General features: G+C 63.2%; 22 protein-coding genes. 17 read left to right on the forward strand and 5 right to left on the reverse strand.

All coding sequences use genetic code 11. The features are described 5' to 3' along the window. Positions 1–54 precede the first annotated feature (54 nt). Entirely contained in the window at positions 55–1,260 is a 1,206-nt protein-coding gene (locus tag ACIPZC_RS04030; protein ID WP_400624982.1) for an NAD(P)/FAD-dependent oxidoreductase, read from the forward strand. Positions 1,261–1,296: 36 nt separating this feature from the next. Here ACIPZC_RS04030 and ACIPZC_RS04035 read toward each other — a convergent pair whose 3' ends face one another. After that, positions 1,297–1,776, reverse strand: a complete 480-nt coding sequence (locus tag ACIPZC_RS04035) for a VOC family protein (protein WP_400624984.1) — start codon at positions 1,774–1,776, stop codon at positions 1,297–1,299. A gap of 241 nt (positions 1,777–2,017) precedes the next feature. On the opposite strand from ACIPZC_RS04035, the gene ACIPZC_RS04040 reads away from it, so the two are divergent. After that, positions 2,018–3,223 (forward strand): hypothetical protein, encoded by a 1,206-nt coding sequence (locus tag ACIPZC_RS04040; RefSeq protein WP_400624986.1) that lies wholly within the window; start codon positions 2,018–2,020, stop codon positions 3,221–3,223. Between the two features lie 259 nt (positions 3,224–3,482). Continuing rightward, entirely contained in the window at positions 3,483–4,133 is a 651-nt protein-coding gene (locus ACIPZC_RS04045; protein ID WP_400624988.1) for a TIGR04211 family SH3 domain-containing protein, read from the forward strand. Between the two features lie 54 nt (positions 4,134–4,187). On the opposite strand, the gene ACIPZC_RS04050 is transcribed toward ACIPZC_RS04045, so the two are convergent. Beyond that, complete coding sequence (locus ACIPZC_RS04050; protein ID WP_400624990.1) at positions 4,188–5,069, reverse strand: LysR family transcriptional regulator; 882 nt, start codon at positions 5,067–5,069, stop codon at positions 4,188–4,190. A 124-nt stretch (positions 5,070–5,193) separates the two neighbouring features. Here ACIPZC_RS04050 and argC point away from each other — a divergent pair, with 124 nt between their 5' ends. The 3 genes from argC to ACIPZC_RS04065 all read left to right on the forward strand — a co-directional run bounded on the left by argC (position 5,194) and on the right by ACIPZC_RS04065 (position 9,007). Further along, on the forward strand, positions 5,194–6,135 hold the full coding sequence (gene argC / locus ACIPZC_RS04055) for an N-acetyl-gamma-glutamyl-phosphate reductase (protein ID WP_349974254.1): 942 nt from the start codon (positions 5,194–5,196) through the stop codon (positions 6,133–6,135). Between the two features lie 80 nt (positions 6,136–6,215). Beyond that, positions 6,216–6,902: a GNAT family N-acetyltransferase gene (locus ACIPZC_RS04060; RefSeq protein ID WP_400624992.1), complete on the forward strand. Its 687-nt coding sequence runs from the start codon at positions 6,216–6,218 to the stop codon at positions 6,900–6,902. Between the two features lie 479 nt (positions 6,903–7,381). Further along, positions 7,382–9,007, forward strand: a complete 1,626-nt coding sequence (locus ACIPZC_RS04065) for a methyl-accepting chemotaxis protein (RefSeq protein ID WP_400624994.1) — start codon at positions 7,382–7,384, stop codon at positions 9,005–9,007. Positions 9,008–9,059: 52 nt separating this feature from the next. On the opposite strand, the gene ACIPZC_RS04070 is transcribed toward ACIPZC_RS04065, so the two are convergent. Continuing rightward, entirely contained in the window at positions 9,060–10,466 is a 1,407-nt protein-coding gene (locus tag ACIPZC_RS04070; RefSeq protein ID WP_400624996.1) for a purine-cytosine permease family protein, read from the reverse strand. 317 nt (positions 10,467–10,783) lie between these two features. On the opposite strand from ACIPZC_RS04070, the gene ACIPZC_RS04075 reads away from it, so the two are divergent. The 10 genes from ACIPZC_RS04075 (at position 10,784) to ACIPZC_RS04120 (ending at position 20,429) form a co-directional block, all read left to right on the forward strand. Further along, positions 10,784–11,269 (forward strand): flavin reductase family protein, encoded by a 486-nt coding sequence (locus tag ACIPZC_RS04075; RefSeq protein ID WP_012314149.1) that lies wholly within the window; start codon positions 10,784–10,786, stop codon positions 11,267–11,269. A gap of 66 nt (positions 11,270–11,335) precedes the next feature. After that, complete coding sequence (locus ACIPZC_RS04080) at positions 11,336–12,379, forward strand: LLM class flavin-dependent oxidoreductase (protein WP_241805821.1); 1,044 nt, start codon at positions 11,336–11,338, stop codon at positions 12,377–12,379. Positions 12,380–12,754: 375 nt separating this feature from the next. After that, positions 12,755–13,351 carry an amino acid synthesis family protein gene (locus ACIPZC_RS04085; protein WP_003256068.1) on the forward strand — a complete coding sequence of 199 codons (597 nt, stop codon included), beginning with the start codon at positions 12,755–12,757 and terminating at the stop codon, positions 13,349–13,351. A 68-nt stretch (positions 13,352–13,419) separates the two neighbouring features. Next, on the forward strand, positions 13,420–14,253 hold the full coding sequence (locus ACIPZC_RS04090) for an alpha/beta fold hydrolase (RefSeq protein WP_241805822.1): 834 nt from the start codon (positions 13,420–13,422) through the stop codon (positions 14,251–14,253). Next, entirely contained in the window at positions 14,250–15,731 is a 1,482-nt protein-coding gene (locus ACIPZC_RS04095; RefSeq protein ID WP_400624999.1) for an aldehyde dehydrogenase, read from the forward strand. Before ACIPZC_RS04090 ends, ACIPZC_RS04095 begins: the two co-directional genes overlap by 4 nt. Before the next feature lie 13 nt (positions 15,732–15,744). After that, the gene (locus ACIPZC_RS04100) at positions 15,745–16,230 is read left to right on the forward strand and encodes a flavin reductase family protein (protein WP_267823299.1); all 486 of its coding nucleotides are present in this window, start codon (positions 15,745–15,747) and stop codon (positions 16,228–16,230) included. 101 nt (positions 16,231–16,331) lie between these two features. After that, the gene (locus ACIPZC_RS04105; protein WP_012314144.1) at positions 16,332–16,721 is read left to right on the forward strand and encodes a carboxymuconolactone decarboxylase family protein; all 390 of its coding nucleotides are present in this window, start codon (positions 16,332–16,334) and stop codon (positions 16,719–16,721) included. A gap of 88 nt (positions 16,722–16,809) precedes the next feature. Then, on the forward strand, positions 16,810–17,574 hold the full coding sequence (locus ACIPZC_RS04110) for a GntR family transcriptional regulator (RefSeq protein WP_012314143.1): 765 nt from the start codon (positions 16,810–16,812) through the stop codon (positions 17,572–17,574). A 2-nt stretch (positions 17,575–17,576) separates the two neighbouring features. Further along, positions 17,577–18,140, forward strand: coding sequence for an NUDIX hydrolase (locus ACIPZC_RS04115; protein WP_241805825.1), 564 nt, complete (start codon positions 17,577–17,579; stop codon positions 18,138–18,140). Between the two features lie 105 nt (positions 18,141–18,245). Next, positions 18,246–20,429 (forward strand): ATP-binding protein, encoded by a 2,184-nt coding sequence (locus ACIPZC_RS04120; protein ID WP_400625002.1) that lies wholly within the window; start codon positions 18,246–18,248, stop codon positions 20,427–20,429. Positions 20,430–20,435: 6 nt separating this feature from the next. On the opposite strand, the gene ACIPZC_RS04125 is transcribed toward ACIPZC_RS04120, so the two are convergent. Both ACIPZC_RS04125 and ACIPZC_RS04130 read right to left on the reverse strand, forming a co-directional pair. Continuing rightward, positions 20,436–22,601 (reverse strand): response regulator, encoded by a 2,166-nt coding sequence (locus tag ACIPZC_RS04125; protein WP_400625004.1) that lies wholly within the window; start codon positions 22,599–22,601, stop codon positions 20,436–20,438. Between the two features lie 96 nt (positions 22,602–22,697). Next, complete coding sequence (locus ACIPZC_RS04130; protein ID WP_400625006.1) at positions 22,698–23,312, reverse strand: LysE family translocator; 615 nt, start codon at positions 23,310–23,312, stop codon at positions 22,698–22,700. Between the two features lie 109 nt (positions 23,313–23,421). On the opposite strand from ACIPZC_RS04130, the gene ACIPZC_RS04135 reads away from it, so the two are divergent. Further along, positions 23,422–23,874, forward strand: a complete 453-nt coding sequence (locus ACIPZC_RS04135; protein ID WP_400625008.1) for an Lrp/AsnC family transcriptional regulator — start codon at positions 23,422–23,424, stop codon at positions 23,872–23,874. Positions 23,875–24,002 lie beyond the last annotated feature (128 nt).

Below are 24,002 nucleotides of genomic sequence, written 5' to 3' on the forward strand. Positions count from 1 at the left end.
TTGATCGCAAACAAGAACTACCTTGTTTGATTCGTACCTTCCAGGAGCACAACGATGAAAAACATCCTGATCATTGGCGCAGGTTTCGCCGGCCTTTGGAGCGCCCTGAGCGCCATCCGCCAACTCGACCTGCATGGCCGTACGGATGTCGAGGTGACGCTGCTCGCGCCGCAGCCCGAATTGCATGTGCGCCCACGGTTCTACGAGCCCGAGGTGCACACCATGGCTGCGCCGTTGCAGGCGTTGTTCGAGGCAGTGAGTGTACGTTTCGTGCAGGGCACGGCGTTCCACATCGATGAAGCTGTAAAACGTGTGAGCTACCGCACGCAAAGTGGTACCGAATGCAGTTTGCCCTACGACCGCCTGATCATGGCCTGTGGCAGCGTACTCAACCGGCCGGACATGGTCGGGATCGAACATGTGTTCGACGTCGACACGATCGACAGCGCCGCACGTCTTGAGACCCACCTCAAATCCCTGGCCAGCCTGCCCGACACCCCGGCACGCAATACCGTGGTGGTTGCGGGGGGCGGCTTCACCGGCATCGAGACCGCCACCGAGCTGCCATCGCGCTTGCGCAGCATCCTTGGCGAGCAGGCACGGCTGCGTGTGGTGGTGGTCGACCGCGGCGTGAAGATCGGTGCAGCCTTGGGTGACGGCATTCGCCCCGCCATCGAACAGGCGTGCGAGTCACTGGGTATCGAATGGATCTGCGCAGCCTCAGTGGCCTCGGTCGACCCCGAGGGGGTATTGCTCGACAACGGCCAGCGCATCGAGGCCAGTACGGTGATCTGGACCGTGGGGTTCAAGGCCAACCCGTTGACCGAGCAGATCAGCGGTGAACGTGACCGCCAGGGCCGCCTGCACGTGGATGGCAACCTCAAGGTCAAAGGCAATGATGCGGTGTACGCCGCCGGTGACGTGGCCTACGCCGCCTGCGATGAGGCAGGCAATTATGCGGTGATGTCCTGCCAGCATGCCATCCCGCTCGGGCGTTACGCAGGCAACAACGCCGTGGCCGAGCTGATTGGTGTGGCGCCAATGCCCTACAGCCAGCCCAAGTACGTGACCTGCCTCGACCTGGGAGCCTGGGGTGCGGTGTACACCGAAGGCTGGGAGCGCAAGGTTTCGCCGCCGACAGACAAGGCCGAAGCCAAGGTGCTGAAATCGCAGATCAACTCGATCTGGATCTACCCGCCGGCAGCCGAGGACCGCCAGGCGGCACTGGCAGCGGCAGACCCGACCATCCCAGTGGCCTGAGCCGGCACGCAGGGCCCAGGCTTGGGCCCTTTTCCTTCAGCCGCGCAGCGCCGCCTCGATGGCGGCCACATCGATCTTGCCCATGCCCATCATCGCCTCGAAGGCCCGCTTTGCTGCCGCCCTGTCCGGGTTGCCAATGGCCTCGATCAGCACCCTTGGGCAGATCTGCCAGGATATCCCCCACTTGTCCTTGCACCAGCCGCAGGCGCTCTCTTGCCCACCATTGCTGACGATGGCGTGCCACAGTCGATCGGTCTCGGCCTGGTCCTCAGTGCTGACCTGGAACGAAAACGCCTCTGAGTGGCTGAATGCCTTGCCGCCATTGAGCCCCACGCAAGGGATGCCCATGACGGTGAACTCGACCGTGATCACATCACCCGCCTTGCCTGAGGGGTAGTCGCTCGGTGCCTGGTGCACCGCGATCACCTCGCTGTCGGGAAACGTACTGGCGTAGAAGTGCGCAGCGTCCTGCGCGTCGTGATCGAACCACAGGCAAATCGTGTTCTTGGCAGTCATGGCATGGCTCCATGGATAGGCCGGAAACGTTCAGTGTAGCCCTTGGGTAAGGTACGACGATGGGCAGAGCGCACCCTTGAACGCAGCGCGTCAAGCGCAAGGATTGCCGATCTCCGAGTAAATCAGAAACGCCCTACACGTAGCGGAGAATTATCCAGCCTTTGCGCGCTTCACTTATCCATTCGGCAAGCACGATCATCCTCAAAGCGGGCTATTACCGACTTTTCAGGGAGATTCAGGTTTGTCGGACTTCCAAGCAAAGCTGCAGCACCTTAGCGCTGAACAGGTCGAGGCGCTGTACAGCGAATACATCAGCGGTGAGAAGATTGCACACCTGCTCGAGCGCTACGCCATCGACGTAGCTCCCAGCAGCCTGATCAAGGCTTTTCCACCCCTTCCCTGCGCCGCCCTGCGTTGTCCCTACTGCAAAACCAGCCTGTTCGAGCGGCGCAAAAGCCGCACGGCGTCCAGCTGCCACGACAACATGGCATTCTGCAAAACCTGCGACCACCGCCATTACTTCCCCGGGCATACGAAGTGGCGCCGTGTTTGCGCGTGCCAGCCGTGCCTGGCGGCGCGTCAGCAAGCCAGGCTTGAGCTGCAAGCACAGCAGCGCCAACGCATCAGGGAACACTGGTCACTGGCCAGACGCCAGCCGATACCTCTGCGCAGCCTTTCGATAACCCGCAAGCTGCAACTGTTGGCGCTGCTCGAGGTGCGGATGGACAAACAACACGAGCGGCTGCTTCCGGCCGAGCACCCCACTGGTGAGGAACTTGTCAGCCCTTCGAAGGCCATGGATGCAAGCCTGCTGCAGGCTTTGCAAGAGGACCTGATTCTGCTGGTCGACCCGGATTCGCCACCGGCATCGTTCAGCAATGACCCAACACCCAAGGCGTGGCGTGACAAAGTGTACTGGGTGGTGAATGTAAGCCTGCACGGGCACCAACGTGCGGGCCTGAAGCCGTTGCGTCGCGCGCTGCTTGACCTGTTGGGCGCAGGCCCCCGGCCCGAGTGGCGCGAGCAGCTCAGCGAGGCAATCACGGCCCTATCGATTGAACACGTGTGTGCCTGCATTGCGTCGCGCTGTGCAGCGCATGGCCTGCCTTTCGAACCCCGGGAAAAGGCCACGCAGGCTGCCGCGCAATTGCTCGGAATGCTGCCAGTGGCGTCTGCCCTGTCGTTGGTCGACGACGCGGTGCACAGCGCGCTTACCTACATAGCGCGCAGCCATGTCACGCCGCATCACGCCAGCAGCACGATTCCCGCCAACATGCTGGCGGGGGCTGAGCGGGCCGTGAGGGAGCAGTGGCAGTTCGGCCCGTGCAGCTACGCCAGCAGCGCTTACAGCCGCGTGCTGTTCGACGTACTGCTGCGACAGGACGACCACGGCCTGCGGCGCAGGATTGCCGAGTACATCGAGGAGCTCCCCCGTCGTGGCGCATGACGGCAGCCACTTCAAGGCTGTTGCCAGGCACATGACGCCCTCGCGTACAGGCCGCTTGCGACACGCAAAGCAGCCTGTTCGCCGCGAGCGCTCTAGCTCGCCTTTTGCAACATCCTGCAGACAATTCCCACACCCAGCAGTGAACCTGCCTTCAAAAATGAGGTCTTTCGCTGACGGTCAACTCACCGACCGGTTCGCCGGCCCAACTGACGCGCAAACGTCACCGGGCCTATTTTTCCTGATGCAGCGAAGACCCAACATGCCTGAATCCCGCCCAGCCTCCCTCGCCCTCCCTGCCCTGCGCGGCAGCTTGATCGCCGCCCTCGTGGCGCTTGCCGCCCCCGCGCATGCCCAAGAGCCGGCCAGCGATGCGCGCTGGGTCAGCGACAGCCTGAGCACCTATGTACGCAGCGGCCCTACCGACGGGCACCGCATCGTCGGCACACTCAAATCCGGACAGAAGCTGACCCTGATCGGCACCCAGGGCAACTACAGCCAGGTGCGCGGGCAGAACGGCGACGTGGTGTGGATCCTCTCCAGCGACCTGCAATCGGTCCCGGGCCAAGGCGAGCGTTTGCCTGAACTTGACGCACAAGTGGCGCAGTTGTCCGAGCAACTGAAAACCATCGACGACAGCTGGAAGAACCGCGTGCAGGGCATGCAGGAAACCCTCGACTCGCGCAAGAAACTGGCCGACGAACTGCAAGCACGCAACCAGGCATTGAACGAACAGCTCGATCAGGCCCAGTCGAACCTACGCGACGCGCAGGCGCGCCTGGGCGATGAGAACAAGCAAGTCATGATGCGCTACATGGTCTACGGCGGCAGCATTGCCGGCGCGGGCCTGCTGGCGGGGCTGATCTTGCCGGCGCTGACCCGCGGCCGCAAGAAGAACGACCGCTGGTTCTGAGGCCTGTCCGGCCAGGCGCCGGGTTGCCAGTACCGGCCTTGTACCGGCCGCCAGCTACTGGCGCAACCGCTCCAGCGCCTGCAGCACGTACCCCGTCGCCCGCTCGACCTCGCCGTCCCGGCAGGCAATCCCTAGTTGCCGCCACAACCCAGGGCGCAGCGGCCGGCGCGCAATGCGCCGGTCCAGCTCGGCCATCTCGCCTTCCTGGGGCAGCAAGGTAGCGCCATAACCGGCCCCCACCAGGCTTTTGATCGCGTCGTTGTAGTTCAACTCGATCCGCGGCTCAGGATACAGCCCGGCGGCAGCGAACCACTCTGCGGTCACCCGCGAAAGCTGGGTGCTGCTGTCATTGAGAATCAGCGCTCGCTGCCCCAGCCAGGCCGGGGTGACCCGAGCAGGCGGCTGCCAGTCTGCCGGCACGTAGGCCAGGATCGGGTCGCGCCGCCAGGCGGTGACCTTGATGCCCTTGCCCGCTACCTGCGGCAAGGCCACCAGGCCGATATCCAGGGCGCCTTCGCGCAGGCGCACCAGCGAAGCCTGGGAGGTCAGGACCTGCACCTGCACATCGATACCGGGATGTGCCACCCGCAGGTGCTCCAATGCCTGCGGTAACAGGTGGGCAATGGCGCCGGTCGAGGCGCCCAGGCGCACCCGTCCTGCCAGCCCTTCGACCTGGCGCCGCACTTCATCCAGAGCAAGATCGGCATCGGCCAACAGCCGGCGGGCGCGTACCAGCAGGGTTTCGCCAATGGCGGTGGGGCGTACCTGGTTACGGTTGCGGGTCAACAGCGGCGCCCCGACCCGCGCCTCGAGTTCGGCCACGTGCAGGCTGATGGTAGGCGGCGCCAGGTTGAGCTGACGCGCGGCCTCGGCGAAAGACCCCAGGTCGGTGATGACCACAAGGGTGCGGAGGCGATCGAGGCTGATTTCACGCATGGGCTGGGCCGCTTCTGAATGACTTTCGTTCAGAAACTATGAAGGTCTGCATCATGATATTCAAATTTTCTTTACCACGGCGACAGGCGAGCATAGGCCATCTTTCATGTGACCGGACCCGACCATGCGTACCCCAATTGTCTTTATCGACGGCGACCAAGGCACCACCGGCCTGCAGATCCATGCCCGCCTGCAAGGGCGCACCGATGTGCAACTGCTGACCCTGCCCGAGGCAGAACGCAAGCACCCACAACGGCGCAGCGACGCCATCAACAGCGCCGACATCGCCCTGCTCTGCCTACCCGACGACGCTGCGCGCGAGGCCGTGTCGGCCATCCGCAACCCAGCGCTGCGGGTGATCGATGCAAGCTCCGCGCATCGCACCACCCCCGGCTGGGTCTACGGGCTGCCTGAACTGGACGAACGGCAGGCCGAGCGCATTGCCCTGGCCAAGCGGGTCAGCAACCCCGGCTGCTACCCCACTGGCGCCATCGCCCTGCTGCGCCCGCTGGTGCAGGCCGGCCTGTTGCCCGCCGACTACCCGCTGAGCATCCATGCCATTTCCGGCTATTCCGGCGGTGGCCGTGCGGCGGTCGAGCGCCATGAGCAGCCCGGGGCTCAGCGCGCGCCGACGTTGCAGATGTACGGCCTGGAGCTTGCGCACAAGCACGTGCCGGAAATCCAGCTGCACGCCGGCCTGGCAGCCCGGCCGGTGTTCTTGCCTGGCTACGCGGCCTATCGCCAGGGCATCGTGCTGAGCATCCCGCTGCAGTTGCGCCTGTTGCCAGGGCAGATCCGCGCCGAGCACTTGCAGGCCTGCCTTGAACAGCACTACCAGGGCGCACGCCATGTGACCGTCGCACCCCTGCACCAGCAGGGGCCGGCCTCACCGCTGGACCCTGAGGCATTGAACGACAGCAACGATTTGCGCCTGAGCGTGTACGCCAACCCCGAACACGGCCAGGTACTGCTCACGGCAGTGTTCGACAACCTGGGCAAGGGCGCCTCGGGTGCGGCGGTGCAAAACCTCGAGCTGATGCTTGCCGCGCTGCAGGCCCAAGGCTGACAGGTAAAAAAGGGGGTAGACTGTGCGTCCCGCATCAACCGGTGCGGGGCGATTCAACAGCCGCCGGAGCCCGTCCACCGATGTTCATTCTGAGCCGCCTTGACAGCGTGCCGCCCGAATCTTTCCAGAATCAGATCCGTGACCTGGTGATCCACCATGTCGGCGAACTGAGCAGCGTCGCCATTCGTGCCGACAATCCGTTGTACCCGCTGTACCAGTACGGCGTCGGCATGGAGGTGCATCAGTACCTGCAGGCCATGGACGGCACTCGCGGCCTGGCCGTGCAGCTGACCCTGGCGCTGGACGCCGAAGCCCCCGACCAGATGCTCGGTTTCGCCCTGACGTTGCCGGCCCAGGACACTCCGCAGGCCTGTGCAGTGGCCTTTCTCGCCGTTGTGCCCGGGCATCGCCGCCACGGTATCGGCCGCGCCTTGTTGGCCGATGTGCAGGCGCGCTTTGCCAGCGTCGAACTGAACGCGTTTGCCAACCAGGTGCCTTGGTTCGAAGCGCGGGGCATGCAGGTGGTAGCCGCCAGCGGGCCGCAAGTGTTGATGAGCAGCACCGGCCAGGCCAGCGGCGCGCTGATCGGCCGGCTTGATATCGCGCCGATTTACCAGGCCACTGAAGTGCACCAGATCCACACCTACCTGCTCAATCAGCAGGGTGAAGATGCGATGATCGAAGCCGAGCAACAGCGCGATGAGTGGTTGGATGAGCTGACCGAACAGGCTCGCGCCTGTGTGCAGCAACGCAAGACGGTGCATTGACCCCCGGGCCTCATCGCAGGCCCCGAGAACGGTCTGAACCAGCACTTGAGCTTGGCCTGGCTCACCGGACTGTCCCCCCGCCCCCGCACCGCTCCCCTCTCCGCGCACTGCGCGCCGCTCGCCTGCCCAACAAGACATGGGCCGATACCCTGGCAACGAGGCCATGGCCGGCCTATCTGGCGAGCGGCCATTTGCGTCAAAAGCCAGAGCCTGCCCTTCGCCCGGAATACTATTGCCCCATTGATTCCGGCGGTTTAACCACGTTTTCCTGACAGATCCGTCAATAAATGACGGATTTACCAGCAAATGACGTTAGATTGAATGCCTGGTCAATAATGATGGCAATGTGGCACTATTCTGAAAAACAAGAATCAGAGGTGAGTCCCATCACTATATTGCAGCACATTGGGAGCATGGCACCGTCGGTGAGCGGGGTTTGCCCATGGTCCTGATTGCGCACCACCGTCAAGGAACATTCCATGCAGTTACGGAATATGAAGATCGGCATTCGCGCTGCCAGCGTATTTGCTCTGTTGGGCGCCCTGGTCCTGTTCATGGGCCTTATAGCCCTCTATGAAACCCGGCAGATGGACGAGGCTACGGACGAAATCCGCATCACCTGGATGCCTGCCGTGGTCGCCCTCGGTGACATCAGCACCAACCTCGGCCGCGCTCGCGCTATCACCATGCGCGCTGCGCTGGATGACAGCCCCACTGAGCGCATGCGCAACATCGAATTGCTCAAAGGCATCAATGAGCAACTCGACAAGGGCCTGAAGGACTATGAGGCCACCATCATCGCCGCCGATGATCGTGCCCTGTTCAACGCATTGATCGCGGCCCATCAACAGTATTTCGGCCTGCAGGCCCAGGTACTCAAAGACATCGCCGCCGGCCGAATGGCTGAGGCCAGGCAACAGATCAGCGGCCCACTCACGCAGTATGCTGACACCATGATGAAAGCCCTGTCGGCGTTGACCACCTACAACAGCACCGGCGCCGAACAGGCCTCCCAGCGCAGCAGTGACGTGGCCGACGAAGCCTTTGCGGCCATTATCGGTTCTCTGCTGGTAATCATGATTGCCCTGGTGGCCATTGCCACCGTGCTCACCCGCAGCATCGTCGTGCCGTTGGCAGATGCCGTGGCCGTGGCCGAACGTGTCGCCACGGGCGACCTGACGCGGGAAATCACGGTTACCGGTCGCGACGAGCCAGCCTTGCTGCTGCGCGCCCTGAGCCGCATGCAGGCCAGCCTGCGCGATACCATTCGCAAGATCGCGGCCTCGTCCGACCAGCTGGCCTCGGCCTCGGAAGAGCTGCACACGGTTACCGAAGATACCAGCCGTGGCCTGCACCAACAGAGCGCGGAGATCGACCAGGCGGCCACCGCCGTCAACCAGATGACTGCCGCCGTGGAAGAAGTGGCGAACAACGCGGTGAGCACTGCCGATGCGTCCCAGGGCGCCGACCGCAGCACGCGCGATGGCCGCGATCAGGTCAACCAGGCGCTGGTCTCGATCCAGCACCTGGTCGATGACGTGACCGGCACCTCTGCCGAAATCGAGCAGTTGGCCAGCAATGCCAACGAGATCAGCCGCGTGCTCGATGTGATTGGCTCGATTGCCGGGCAGACCAACCTGCTGGCTCTCAACGCCGCCATCGAAGCCGCCCGCGCCGGTGAGGCGGGCCGTGGTTTTGCCGTGGTCGCCGATGAAGTGCGCGCCCTGGCCCACCGCACCCAGCAGTCCACCGCCGAAATCGAACAGATGATTGCCGGGATTCAGAACGGTACCGAGCGGGCGGTCACGGCCATGCACAGCAGCCAGGGGCGTGCCACCGGTACGCTGGAAGTGGCACAAGGTGCCGGGCAGGCGCTGGAAGTGATTGCCGAGGCGATCGCGTCGATCAACCAGCGCAACCTGGTGATCGCCAGCGCTTCGGAAGAACAGGCACAAGTGGCGCGGGAAGTGGACCGCAATCTGGTGAACATCCGCGACCTGGCGATGCAGACATCGGCGGGCGCCAACCAGACCAGCGCGGCGGCACAGGACTTGTCGCGGTTGGCGGTGGACCTGAATGGCATGGTGGCGCAGTTCAAGGTTTGATCGGATAGAGCCGGGGCTGCGTTGCAGCCCCTGTTACAGCAACCGCAATCTCTCAGTCGTTGACACTCACAACCCGCCCCGCCTGCTCGGCAGCCTTGCCGCGCGTCGCCAGGCAGTAATACAGCGGCACCGTCACGATCAGGCCGAACAGCCAGGACAGGTCTGCGCCCTCCACGATGTTGGAATAGGGCCCTACATAAAGCGACGTGTTGGCGAACGGCAACTGCACCAGAATCCCGCATGCATAGGCAATGATCGCGTGGGGGTTGAAGCGCCCGTAAATCCCGCCATCGGCGCGGAAGATCGAGGCGATGTCGTACTCGCCTTTCTTGATCAGGTAAAAGTCGATCAGGTTGATCGAAGCCCACGGCACCAGCACCAGCAACAGCGCCAGGATCAGCCCGATGAAGTGACCGATGAAGTCTGCCGAGGCATTCAGGGCAACCATCCCGCACGCCACCAGAATCATCGCAGCCAGCATTACCCGCACTTTGATGCTAGGCGTCCATTGGGCGAAGAACGTCTGGATGGCCGTGACGATCGACAGCACCGCGCCGTACAGGTTGAGGGCGTTGTGGCTGATGATGTTGAGCAGGAACAGCACCATCAGTATCGGGCCCAGCCAGCCGGTGGCCTGCTTGACCGCGTCCATCGCGTCGGTGCCTTGGGGCACGCACAGCACTGCCACTGCACCGAAGCTGAAGCACAGTATGGTGCCCAGGGTGGCGCCGAAATACGTCGCCCAGAACGGCTTGGCGATACCGACCTCTTTGGGCAGGTAGCGCGAGTAGTCGGAAGTGTACGGCGAGAAACTGATCTGCCAGATGGTGCCCAGCGAGACGGTGGCGATGAAGCCGGACAGGTTGAACGCGCCCCGGCTGAAGAAGTCGGCCGGCAACTCTTGGGTGAACATCATGATGAAACCGGCCAGCAACGCCGAACCCATCACCCAGGTGCCGATGCGGTTGAGGCTATGAATGAAGCGGTAGCCGATGACACCGATCGCCGTGGCGCTCAGGGCACCGATGACGATCGCCGTAGGCATCGGCACGCTCGGCGCAATGCCGTGGATCGACTTGCCTGCCAATACGATGTTGGAAATGAAGAAGCCAACATAGATCAATGCCGTGAAGAACACGATCAGTAGGGCACCATAACGCCCGAACTGGCCGCGGCTCTGCACCATCTGTGGAATGCCCAGCTGCGGTCCCTGCGCAGAGGCCAGGGCGATGACCACCCCGCCGATCAGATGGCCCAACACGATGGCGATCAGGCCCCACAACAGGTTCAGGTGGAACACCTGGACCACCATGGCGCCGGTGACGATGGGCAGTGGCGCGATGTTGGTACTGAACCAGAGGGTGAACAGGTCGCGGGCCTTCCCGTGGCGCTCGGCAGGTGGAACGTAATCGACCGTGTGATTCTCGACAAACTGGTGTTGCGATGACGGTTGGGACATGGTTTTCAGCTCGAAAGGTCGTTTTTATCTTTGTAAGGAAACCGCGTCTAGGCGGCCTCTCAGCTGCGGACCATATTATGGTATTCCAAGCTTTTGACAACACTGATTCGGTTTAAAAAAGCCCGACTGATCCGGTTCAGCACTCTCGGCCAGGCCTTCATGATTGGAGCAAAGCCCCATTTCATGCGGCTTTTAGCCATTCATCGTGTTTTACCCAGCCCTGAAAATTCCGCTTGCAAAACGAGTATTACGGTATACCATCAGACACATCAACGATAAAAAGCGGCTCACCGCTACCCCCTTTCGAGGTACACGCCATGATCGACGCAACCGTCTACAAGAACGTCCTGGGCTCCTTCCCCTCAGGCGTCACCGTCATCACCACACTGGACGACGACGGCTCGATCGTCGGCCTGACCGCCAGCGCCTTTTCCTCCCTGTCGATGGATCCGCCGCTGGTGCTGTTCTGCCCCAACTACAGTTCCGATTCCTACCCGGTATTGATCAAGAACAAGCGCTTTGCCATTCACCTGCTCTCTGGCGAACAGCAAGCTGAAGCCTACGCCTTCGCCAAGAAAGGCAAGGACAAGGCTGCGGGCATCGAGTGGACCCTGAGCGAACTGGGCAACCCGGTGCTGGCAGGGGCCACTGCGGTGATCGAATGCGAGTTGTGGCGTGAATATGAAGGTGGCGACCACGCGATCATGGTCGGCAAGGTGCACAACCTGATCGTTCCCGAGCAGGCACCACGGCCGATGGTCTACTGCCGCGGCAAAATGGCCAGCCTGCCCGCCTTCGCCTGAGGCGCCTGACGTTATTACTGACGCCTGGCACGCCAGGCGAGACTTTCAAGCTGCGAGGAATGCCCCATGAAATTTTCGTTGTTCGTACACATGGAACGTTGGGATGAACAGGTCAGCCACCGCCAGCTGTTCGAGGACCTCACCGAACTGACCCTGATGGCCGAAAACGGCGGTTTCAGCACCGTATGGATCGGCGAACACCACGCCATGGAATACACCATTTCGCCCAGCCCGATGCCGCTGCTGGCCTACCTGGCCGCGCGCACCGAAAAGATCCGTCTGGGCGCCGGCACCATCATTGCGCCTTTCTGGAACCCGATCCGCGTGGCCGGCGAGTGCGCCCTGCTCGACGTGATCAGCAACGGTCGCATGGAAGTGGGCCTGGCCCGCGGCGCCTACCAGTTCGAGTTCGACCGCATGGCCAATGGCATGCCGGCCACCGACGGCGGCAAGGCCCTGCGCGAAATGGTGCCGGCGGTACGCAAACTGTGGGAAGGCGACTACGCCCATGAAGGCGAGGTCTACAATTTCCCGACCTCCACCAGCGTGCCCAAGCCGGTGCAGCATGGCATGCCGCCGATGTGGATCGCTGCGCGCGACCCGGACTCACACAACTTTGCGGTGAAAAACGGTTGCAACGTGATGGTCACCCCGTTGATGAAGGGTGATGAAGAAGTACTGGACCTGAAAAACAAGTTCCAGGCTGCGCTGGACAACAACCCCGAGGTACCGCGCCCGCAACTGATGGTGCTGCGCCACACCCACGTGCACAGCCCGTCGGAGCCCGAGGGCTGGAAAGTCGGCGCCCAGGCCATCTCGCGCTTCTACCGCACCTTCGATGCCTGGTTTGGCAACAAGACGGTCCCGGTCAACGGCTTCCTGGAGCCGAGCCCGGAGTCGAAGTTCGCCGAGGTGCCGGCCTTCGCGTTGGAAAACATCCGCAAGAACACCATGATCGGTACGCCGGAAGAAATCATCGCGCGCATCAAGTACTACCAGGAACTGGGCGTCGACGAGTTCAGCTTCTGGTGCGACAACAGCCTGCCCCACGCCGAGAAGAAGAAGTCACTCGAGCTGTTCATCAAGGAAGTGGTGCCGGCGTTCGCCTGAATTTCCCTTACCTGAAAGCGTTGCTGGATTAGCCCGCTTCCCGAGGCCGCCATGGCCCTCGGGCGCGGGCGTTTTTTTAGCTGCAAGCTGCAAGTTGCAAGCTTCAAGCTTCAAGCTTCAAGCTTCAAGCTTCAAGCTTCAAGCTTCAAGCTTCAAGCTTCAAGCTTCAAGCTTCAAGCTTCAAGCAACAGCGTACGTGCTCGGCCGTGAGCTCGGCGCTTGCAGCTTGCAGCTTGCGGCTTGCGGCTTGCGGCTTGCCGCTTGCCGCCGCCTTTCGTCTCCTGCTTGGAGAAATTTTCAGCGGGCTCTTGCACAACAAATATTATGGTATACCATCAGACAACAAGAGCTGATAACCCTCACCAGGAGCCCCTCATGAGTTTCGAAATCCGCAAGATCGTCACCTACTCCGAAGAGACCCGCATCGAAGGCGGCAAGGCCACCGACAAGCCGGTGACCATGGTCGGCCTGGCCGTGGTGATCAAGAACCCATGGGCCGGCCGCGGCTTCGTTGAAGACCTCAAGCCGGAAATCCGCGCCAACTGCTCCGAGCTGGGTGCGCTGATGGTCGAGCGCCTCACCGCTGCCATTGGCGGTGCCGACAAGATCGAAGCCTACGGTAAAGCTGCCGTGGTCGGCGCCGATGGCGAGATCGAACACGCTTCGGCGGTGATCCACACCCTGCGCTTCGGCAACCACTACCGCGAAGCTGTACAAGCCAAGAGCTACCTGAGCTTCACCAACAAGCGCGGCGGCCCCGGCACCTCGATCCAGATCCCGATGATGCAGAAAGACGACGAAGGCCTGCGCTCGCACTACATCACCCTGGAAATGCAGATCGAAGACGCCCCGCGTGCCGACGAAATCGTCGTGGTACTGGGCGCGGCCGACGGCGGCCGCCTGCACCCGCGCATCGGCAACCGTTACATCGACCTGGAAGAACTGGCAGCCGAAAAAGCCAACGCTCAATAACAACAACCAAGACGGGCCGGGGCGTGGCGTGCTTACCCGCCGCGCCCGACCTTCAAGGAGCGCCCTCCATGATTCAGCCTGTCGCTGAACGTACACCGGCCGGGACCAGTTACCTGGCCCAAGGCCAGGGCCAACCCGTGGTGCTGATCCACGGCGTGGGCCTGAACAAGGAAATGTGGGGCGGGCAGTTCGTGGGCCTGGCCAACGACTACCGCGTCATTGCCTACGACATGCTCGGCCATGGCCAGAGCGCACTGCCTGCCGCCGATACCGGCCTGGAAGGCTACGCCGACCAGCTGGCAGAACTGCTCGACCATCTGCAGATCGCCCAGGCGACCGTGATCGGCTTCTCCATGGGTGGCCTGGTCGCACGCGCCTTTGCCCTGAACTACCCGCAGCGTTTGTCTGCGCTGGTGGTGCTCAACAGCGTGTTCAACCGCAGCCCGGAACAGAGCGCCGGCGTCATCGCACGCGCAGCCCAGGCGGCCCAGCAAGGCCCCGACGCCAACGTCGACGCCGCGCTCGACCGCTGGTTCAGCCGGGAGTACAAGGCAGCCAACCCGGCGCAGGTCGCCGCGATTCGCCAGGTGCTGGCGAGCAACGACCCGCAGGGCTACCACACCACTTACTCGCTGTTCGCCACCCAGGACATGTACCGCGCCGCTGATCTGGGCAGCATCCAGGTACCGACACTGATCGCCACCGGCGAACTCGACACGGGCTCCACCCCGGCCATGACCCGCCAGCTCGCTGCCAGCATACCTGGCGCGCAAAGTGTGGTCCTCGCCGAGCAACGTCATATGATGCCGGTGGAGGCCCCCCGTGAAGTCAACAAGATGCTGCTGGATTTCCTCAGCCAGGCCCGCACCCTCACCGAATCCGCCAAGGGGATTGTTGCATGACCCTCGTTCGTTTCCAGATGTGCATCGACGGCCAATGGCTCGATGCCCAGAGCGGCAAGACCTTCGATAGCCTCAACCCGGCCACCGCCCAGCCCTGGGCGCAACTGCCCGACGCTGATGAAGCCGATGTGGAGCTGGCCGTTCAGGCTGCCCAGCGTGCGTTCGACAGCAAAGCCTGGCGCAGCATCACCGCCACCGCGCGGGGCAAGCTCCTGCGCAAGCTGGGTGACCTGATCGCCGAAAACAAAGAACACCTGGCTCAGCTGGAAAGCCGTGACAACGGCAAGCTGATCCGCGAAACCCGGGGCCAGGTCGGCTACCTGCCAGAGTTCTTCCATTACACCGCGGGCCTCGCCGACAAGCTCGAGGGCGGCACCCTGCCGCTGGACAAGCCGGACCTGTTCGCCTACACCGTGCACGAGCCGATCGGCGTGGTGGCCGGGATCATCCCGTGGAACAGCCCCCTGTACCTCACCGCGATCAAACTGGCGCCCGCCCTGGCCGCTGGCAACACCATCGTGCTCAAGCCTTCCGAGCATGCCTCGGCGACCATCCTCGAGCTGGCGCGCCTGGCCCTGGAAGCGGGCTTCCCTGCCGGCGTGGTCAATGTGGTCACCGGCTACGGCCCCAGCACCGGCGCGGCACTGACGCGCCACCCGCTGGTGCGCAAGATCGCCTTCACCGGCGGCGCCGCCACCGCTCGCCACGTGGTGCGCAGCAGCGCCGAGAACTTCGCCAAGCTGTCGCTTGAGCTGGGCGGCAAGTCGCCGAACATCATTTTCGCCGACGCTGACCTGGACAGTGCCATCAACGGCGCAGTGGCCGGCATCTACGCGGCCTCCGGGCAAAGCTGCGTGGCAGGTTCGCGCCTGCTGGTGCAGGACGAAATCTTCGACGAATTCGTCGCCCGCCTGATCGAGCGGGCCAAGCGCATCCGCATCGGTAACCCCCAGGACGACGCCAGCGAAATGGGCCCGATGGCCACTGCCCAGCAACTGGCCGTGGTCGAAAGCCTGGTTGCTGCGGCCAAGGCCGAAGGCGCCACGCTGCACATGGGCGGCAAACGTGCCGACGTCGAGGGCGAAGGCTGGTTCTACGAACCGACGCTGTTCGAGTGCGACAGCAACTCGATGACCATCATGCAGGAAGAAGTGTTCGGCCCGGTCGCCGCGGTCATCCGCTTCAAGACCGAGGAAGAGGCCCTTGCCATCGCCAACGACTCGCAGTTCGGCCTCGCTGCCGGCATCTGGACGCGCGACCTGGGCCGCGCCCACCGCCTGGCCCGTGACGTGCGTTCGGGGATCATCTGGGTCAATACGTACCGCGCCGTGTCGGCCATGGCGCCGATCGGCGGTTTCAAGAACAGCGGCTACGGCCGTGAAAGCGGCATCGATTCGGTGCTGGCCTATACCGAGCTGAAGACCGTGTGGATCAACCTGTCCACCGCGCCGATGCCCGACCCGTTTGTGATGCGCTAAGAGGTAATACACGATGATCGAACCAGGCATCTACAAAGACGTGATGGGCTCCTTCCCGTCAGGGGTCACGGTGGTCACCACGCTGGACGCCGACGGCGGCATTGTCGGCATCACCGCCAGCGCATTCAGTGCGCTGTCGATCGACCCGGCGCTGGTGCTGTTCTGCCCCAACTACGCCTCTGACACTTACCCGATCCTGCGCGACAGCAAGCAGTTCGCGATCCACCTGCTGTCCGCCGAGCAGACTGCCGAGGCTTACGCCTTCGCCGGCAAGGGCAAGGACAAGGCCAAAGGCATCGAGTGGCACCTGAGCGAGCTGGGCAACCCGTTGCTGAGCAAGGCCACGGCGATCATCGAGTGCGAGTTGTGGCGCGAGTATGACGGCGGCGATCACGCGATCATCGTCGGCGCGGTGAAGAACCTGGTGCTGCCCGCCGACCCGGTGACCCCGATGGTCTACCACAAAGGCAAACTGGGCGCCCTGCCCCCGCTGGGCTGATGCCCTCGGGGCCGCAAAGCGGCTCCGACAGTTCTTTTTTCAGGGGCCGCGCGACCCTCTCACCCTTGGTTGCGGCCCCTCTTTTGATTCGGAGCCAGACGATGAGCAACGAAAAGTACGAAAAAGGCTTGCAGATCCGTACCCAGGTGCTGGGCGAGGACTACGTGAACCGCTCGATCCAGAACGCCGACGACTTCACCAAGCCTTTGCAGGAGCTGGTTACCGAGTACTGCTGGGGCCACGTCTGGGGCCGCGATGGCTTGTCGCTCAAAGAGCGCAGCATGATAAACTTGGCCATGATTTCCGCGCTCAACCGGCCCCACGAGCTCAAGCTCCATATTCGCGGCGCCTTGCGTAATGGCCTGAGCCGTGAACAGATTCGCGAGATCCTGCTCCAGGTCGGCATTTATTGCGGCGTACCCGCGGCGGTGGACAGTTTCCGCCTGGCCCGCGAAGCGTTCGCCGAAGCCGATGCGGAGTCAACCCGTTAACAACGGGCTGTTCGAACCACTGCAGGGAGCACCTCGGTTCGGGGTGTTCCGCGATGTTGGCGAAACAGCCTCATAAAGAGCGCACCTGATGAAACGCCAGCCACTCGACGACAGCTTCAAGGTCAACCGCAACCCCGTAACACTGCGTGAAATCGTGCTCGACAAGCTGCGCGGCGCGATCATGAATTTCCACCTGCTCCCCGGCGATCGCCTGGTCGAGCGCGACCTCTGCGACCGCCTTGGTGTCAGCCGTACCTCGGTGCGTGAAGCCCTGCGTCACCTGGAGTCCGAAGGCCTGGTGGAATTCGCCGATGCCAAGGGGCCACGCGTGGCCATCATCACCCTGGAAGACGCCCGCGATATCTACGAGCTGCGCTGTGTACTCGAAGGCCTGATCGTGCAGCTGTTCACCCTCAATGCCAAAGCCAAGGACATCCGGGCCCTGGAACGGGCGCTGGAGGTCAACCGCGAGGCACTCGAGGAAGGCGAGCTGCAGCAGGTGCTGGACTCTGTCCAAGGCTTCTACGAGGTGCTGCTCGAAGGCTCCGGCAACCAGGTCGCAGCGCAGCAGCTGCGCCAGTTGCAGGCGCGCATCAGCTACCTGCGCGCCACCTCGGTGTCGCAGCAGAACCGCCGCGGCGCCAGCAACCTTGAAATGGAAAAGATCGTCGACGCCATCAAGAGTGGCGACCCGCTGGTGGCCCACCAGGCCTCGGTCGACCATGTGCGCGCCGCCGCCAAGGTGGCCCTGGACTACCTGCGCCAGAAGCAGGACGACAACACCAAGGTGCGCGACATGGTCGAGCCTCTGGCCCTCAAGGAACCCCGCATCGAACCCCGCATAGGCCGCTGACCATGCCCAACGCCCCGCGCTACTGCCCGCACTGCACCACAGAACTGGCCCGGGGCGTTCCCCATGGCGACACCCATGAGCGCCTGCACTGTACCGGGTGCGGCTATGTCCACTACATCAACCCGAAGATCATCGCCGGCTGCATCATCGAACGCGATGGCAAGTACCTGCTGTGCCAGCGGGCGATCCCGCCGCGCCCCGGCACCTGGACGCTGCCGGCCGGGTTCATGGAAGCGGGCGAAACCACCGAGCAGGCAGCGCTGCGTGAGGTGTGGGAAGAAAGCGGCGTGCGTGCCGAAATCGTCTCGCCCTACTCGATCTTCAGCGTGCCGACAATCAGCGAGGTGTACATCATCTTTCGCGCGATCGCCACCGAGGAGACCGGCCAGTACGGGCCAGAAACGCTGGCCTACACGTTCTTCGAACCCGACCAGATCCCTTGGGACGAGATCTACTATCCGGCGATACGGCAGATTCTCGAGCGTTACATCCTCGAGCGGCAGGCTGGGGTGTATGGGATCTACATGGGCAATGACGACACCGGCAAGGTGCACTTCATTCGTTGACCTCGCTGCGGCCTGATCACCGACATAGACAGCATAAAGCCCTCGCCAATCGGTTATGCTCGGTGCACCCTTGGCATCCCCGGCAAAAGGATGGGCGGAGCACACATGGCTAAATGGCTGGACGGCGGCGGGCTGATGGCCGAGCGCATTCGCAATCACGACTGGACCACGACCTCCCTGGGCCCGATCGAGACCTGGCCTGACGTACTCAAGACCACCGTGGCCCTGTGCCTGGCCTCGCGCTTTCCTCAGGCGATTCTCTGGGGCCCCGACCTGCTTACCCTGCACAACGACGCGTTCTTGCCAATCCTTGGCAAAAAACCCGGTGCGCTGGGCAAGCCGTTTCGCGAAGTGTGGCAAGAAGCCTGGGCCGACATCTCGGCCATGGCCGAACGCGCCCTGGGCGGCGAAGCCATCTATATCGAAGACTTCCCGCTGACCATCGACCGCAACGGCGGCCCGGAGCGTGCTTACTTCACCTTCTGCTACAGCCCCATTCGTGACCAGAACGGCGAAGTGGTGGGCATGCTCGACACGGTCACCGAGACGACCAGCAGTGTGGTCACCAACCAGCGGCTGGCATTTCTTGACGACCTGGGGCGGGCCGTGGCGAATGCCACCGATCCGGACCGGGTAATGGCCATCACCACCGGCATGCTGGTGGAGCACCTGCAGCTGTCCAGTTGCGCCTATGCCGTGATGGATGCCGACCAAGATGGCTTCACGATCTGCGGCGACGCTGTCGCCCCCGGTTCCCCACGGCTGTTGGGCCAGTACCGCCTGGCTGACTTCGGCCGCCTGGCGGTCAACCAACTGCGCAACGGCCTGCCGCTGGTGATCAACGACAACCTGAACGAGTTGGCCAGTGACGAAGCTGCCACCTTCCAGGCCATCGGCATTACCGCCACCATCTGCATGCCATTGGTCAAGGACGGCCGACTCACCGCGCTGATGGCCATCCACGATAAAATGCCACGGCGGTGGACGGGCTACGAACAGGCGCTGATCGGGGAAGTGACAGAGCGTTGCTGGGCGCATATCCAGCGGGTCCAGTCCCACGCCGAAGTGCGGGAGGCGCTGGCTGCGCTCGAATCGCTCAACGCCACCCTGGAACACCGCGTCGAAGAACGCACTACCCAACTGCTGCATACCGAGGCCGTGCTCCGCCAGGCCCAGAAGCTCGAAGCCATTGGCCAGCTGACCGGTGGCGTCGCCCATGACTTCAACAACCTGCTCACCATCATCCGCTCGTCGCTGCACTTCCTGCAGCGCCCCAACCTCGAGCCAAGCCGCCGCGAACGCTACCTCAAGACCATGGCCGACACTGTCGACCGCGGCGCCAAGCTGACAGGCCAGTTGCTGGCCTTTGCCCGCCGTCAGGCATTGAGCCCCCAGCTATTCGAAGCCGGGGCGCGCCTGCAGGCCATGGCCGACATGCTCGATACCGCCACGGGGGCGCGGATCCAGGTAGCACTGGAGTTGCCGCCGACGCCATGCCACATCCGCGCCGACCTCAGCCAACTGGAAACCGCGGTGATCAACCTGATGCTCAATGGCCGTGATGCCATGGCCGGCGAAGGCACCTTGCATTTGCGCCTGCTGCCCAACCAACGCATGCCTGGCCTGCGCGACCAGCAGGCACAAGACGGGCCGTTCGCCGCCATCTCAGTGGTGGACAGCGGTGCTGGCATCCCGGATGAACTGCTCGAGCGCATCTTCGACCCGTTCTTCACCACCAAGGCACCCGGGGAAGGCACGGGGCTCGGGCTATCGCAGGTGTTCGGTTTTGCCAAGCAATCCGGGGGGGATGTGGAGGTTGCCAGCGTCCCGGGCCAGGGGACGACCTTTACCCTGTACCTGCCGCAAGAGGAACCGCCTGCCGAGTACGCCGATAGGGCCGCCGAGTTCAGCGCCCCTCAGGTGAACGGTGCGCGGCGGCGGATACTGGTGGTGGAAGACAACCCCGATCTGGGCAATTTCACCGCGCAGATCCTCGAAGACCACGGGTACCGAATCTGCTGGGTGAACTCAGCGGAACACGCCCTGGTGGAGCTGGCAGGGCCGGCAGGCGACTTCGATGCGGTATTTTCCGATGTGGTCATGCCCGGTATGGGCGGCCTGGCCCTGGCCCGCGAGCTACGCCGCCAGCGCCCGCAATTGCCGGTGATCCTCACCTCCGGCTACAGCGACGCGATTGCCGAAGGCGGCCACGAAGGGTTCACCTTTCTGGCAAAGCCGTACTCGGCCGAGCAAGTATGCCAGTTGCTTGGCAAGGTGCTGGCGCCTTGAAGACCGTCAAGGCCTGCCGGTAAGCAGGCGCGCCACACTCTGCGCCAGTTCTGCGCGCCGATACGGCTTGCGCAACACCTCGAAGCCCTTGAGTTCGCGCGGTGTCAGGTTGGCATAGCCGGTTATGATCAGCACGGGCAGGTCAGCCTGGCGCTCGCGCATCCGTTGAGCGAACCGCACCCCGGTCATATCCGCCATGACATGATCGGTCACCAGAACATCAGGCCACCAGCCCTTTTCTACCAACTGCCACGCTGCAGCGGCACTGGCCGCTTCGGTCACCTGATAACCCAGGTCGCGCAACTGCAAGGCTGTGGCATGGCGCACGATCTCTTCGTCGTCCACCAGCAGCACGCGACGCGCAGGGTCTGCCAGCGGCACCTCTGCCCGTTCACTGTCACGACACACCGCAACCCCATCGCTGCTCGGCAGCCACAACGTGGCAACCGTACCCTGCCCTTGCTGCGAGCGTATCTCGAAGCCGCCACCGGACTGTACGGCCAGCCCCTGAACCATCGGCAGGCCAAGGCCGGTGCCCTTGCCGACGCCTTTGCTGGAGTAGAACGGTTCGACGCAACGGCGCAACTGATCTTCATCCATGCCGCTGCCACTGTCGCGAACCTGCAGCCACACCATCCGTCCCGCCGCCAGAGCCGCTGGCCTTTCGGGGCCCTCGCCCTCAAGCCCGGCGCAGATGCTCAGGGCGCCACCTTCGAGCATGGCGTCGCGTGCGTTGACCGCCAGGTTCAGCAGCGCCAGCTCAAGTTGATGAGGGTCTACGACCACCGCAGGCAAAGCCGGGTCAATCTGCACGCTCACCGCGATGGTCGGCCCCAGTGATCGGGCCAGCATCTCGTGCATGTCCTCTACCAGAGCGGCCAGCGAAACTGCCTGGGGCTTGAGGGTTTGCCGACGGGCGAAGCTGAGCAAGCGCGCGACCAGATTGCGTGCCCGTTCGGCAGCCTGCAGCCCCCCATCGATCAGGCGCGGGGCACGGTCGGACTGTGGGTGCCGGCGCAGCAGTTCGAAAGAGCCGATGATAGGCGTGAGCATGTTGTTCAAGTCATGGGCAATACCGCCAGTCAGTTGCCCGATCATTTCCAGCTTATGCGCTTCGTGCAACTGCAGCATCGCGGCCTCACGCTGGGCGAGTGCCGCCGTGACGCGCTCCTCCAGGCTGTCGTTGAGCAGGTGCAGCGCGCGTTCTGCGCGGGCATGGGTGATGGCCGCCCAGCCTTGCTTGGCCGTCTCCTCCACCAAGCGGCATTCCTCTTCAAGCCACTGGCGCGGGCCATGACAATGCACGCCGAGCATGGCTTCCAGGCGACCGCCACGCAGCACCGGCACATGCAGCGTCGAGCACAGGCCGCTCAGAGGTGACGTTGCACTGTCATACGCTTGCTGCACCACCTGGCCTGCCGCCAGTTGCTCATGCAGCGCCGCGCCGTAGCGCGCGTAGCGGTGTTGCCCGACCAGCGATGGGACGCCATCAGCCCAGTCGTGCGCAACCTTGAACCCTACGCCGTCGCCCTGATCCTCAGCGAAACAGACCTGCGTCGCACCCAGGTGCTCAGCCAGGCGGCTCACCACGTAGGCTTCGATGCGATCGGCTTCACCCAGCCCAGGCAACGTGCGGCTCAACTCCAGCAAAAACGCCTGATTCTGCTGCAAGCGTACCCGCTCGGTGGTCTCGGTGACCAGGCACAGCACCCCGCCGACACTGCCATCGGCCTCACGCACTGCGGAATACGACACGTCGAAGTACACCGTTTCGCCCGATCCGTGGCGCTCTATATAAAAGGGGCGATCCTTGGCCGAAAAGGTCTGGCCAGTCTCTCGCACGCCACGCAGCAACGGTTCGAGGTCATGCCACAGTTCGCGCCAGTATTCCTGGGCTGGGCGCCCTAAAGCGTGGGGATGCTTGCTGCCAATGGTCGGCGCGTAGGCGTCGTTGTAAAGCGCTGCAAAAGCCTCCCCCCAGAACAGCACGAACTGGGCCTGGGCCGGCAATAACGTGGCCATCACCGCCTGCAGGTGGGGCGACCATGATTGCGGCGGGCCGAGCGGTGAATCGCTCCAGTCCATCGTCTGCAGCCGTGTGCCGATGGCACCGCCATTGAGCAGAAAGTGCGGTAGCGGCTTTGGGGTTTCGTGTCGTTGAAGCGGTTTCATCTCTGGGAAGTCCCGGGCACATTGCCATCCATCTGAAGATAAGAGATGTGCAATAAACAGTTCGTTCCCCGCTACTCGCCGTTAGTCACTGGCCCCTCAGCCGAATTGCCCCACCATCAACCCCAGCGCCACCAGGATCATCGCCGCTCCCGATAACCGCCCCACCCTCTTCGCCGCCTCCGGCCGGGTACTCAGGACGGCTTTGGCGCCATAACCTACCAGCAGATAGATCACCAGCGAGCTGCACAGATGGACCAGCCCCAGCAGCAGGATCTGTACAGAAACCGGCCAACTCGACTGAGGGTCCGTGAATTGCGGCAGCAAGGCCAGGAACAACAGGAATACCTTGGGGTTGAGCCCGCTCACGCAAAAGCCTCTGAACGCCCAGCGCGAGCCGCTATCGCTTGAATCACTCGGCCCTCCTTGTGGCACCGCCGGGCTCAGCAACAGGTTGCCGCCCAGCCAGAGCAGGTAGGTGCAACCCGCCAAGGTCAGCAACAACAACGCCTGCGGGTTCCCGACAACCAGGCTCCCCACGCCAGCCGCAACGATCAGGGTTGCCAGAAAATGGCCGGACAGCATGCCGGCCACCGCTGGCATCACCCAGCGCCCGCGCATGCCGGCCGAGATAGCGTAAGCCCAGTCTGCACCGGGGGTGATCACGAACAGCAATGACACGGCCCAGAACGCCGCCAGCACATTGATTGACACTTCAGACTTCCTTCACTGGATTTGGAGTGAAGAAAGCGTACGGATTCCAACGGGGCATTATCTTTCGTATATTCCCTTTCAACGCCTCATTAGTGGAAGATTTTTCCCCGTGGACAGGACAGACCGCAAGATACTTGCCGAGCTGCAAAAAGATGGTCGTTTGTCGGTTACCGAGTTGGCCGATCGCGTGGGGCTGAGCCTGTCACCTTGCCATCGGCGGCTAAAAGCGCTGGAGGAATCAGGGGCGATCCTCGGTTACCACGCACGCCTGGCACCCAGCGCGTTGGGGCTGAACTTCGCCGCGCTGGTGTTCGTCACGTTGCGCGAAGTCACCCGTCAGCCAGTGGCGGATTTTGAGGCGGCTCTGGGCGAAATACCGCAGATCGTCGAGGCGCAGCGGCTGTTCGGTGATCCGGACTACCTGCTGCATATCGTGGCAAAAGACCTGCCGGCCTTTCAGAAACTGTATGACGAACAACTGACCAGCATCCCCAACGTCAAGCGCTTGAGTTCGACCCTGGTGATGAAAGAGGTGATTCAGGACCGGATACTGCCGATGTAACCGGGCGCACTGCAATCGGGCAGTTCGCACCAACACCGCCCACCCGTATGCACGCATACCTGCCCGAACCGGCCAAGCCCGCGCCTTCCAGCCCGGTGGCGCGCTCTTTGCTACCACTGGCCTCTTAA

The sequence above is a fragment of the Pseudomonas sp. NPDC089743 genome (genome assembly GCF_044748785.1).
Taxonomy (GTDB): Bacteria; Pseudomonadota; Gammaproteobacteria; order Pseudomonadales; family Pseudomonadaceae; genus Aquipseudomonas; species Aquipseudomonas putida_X.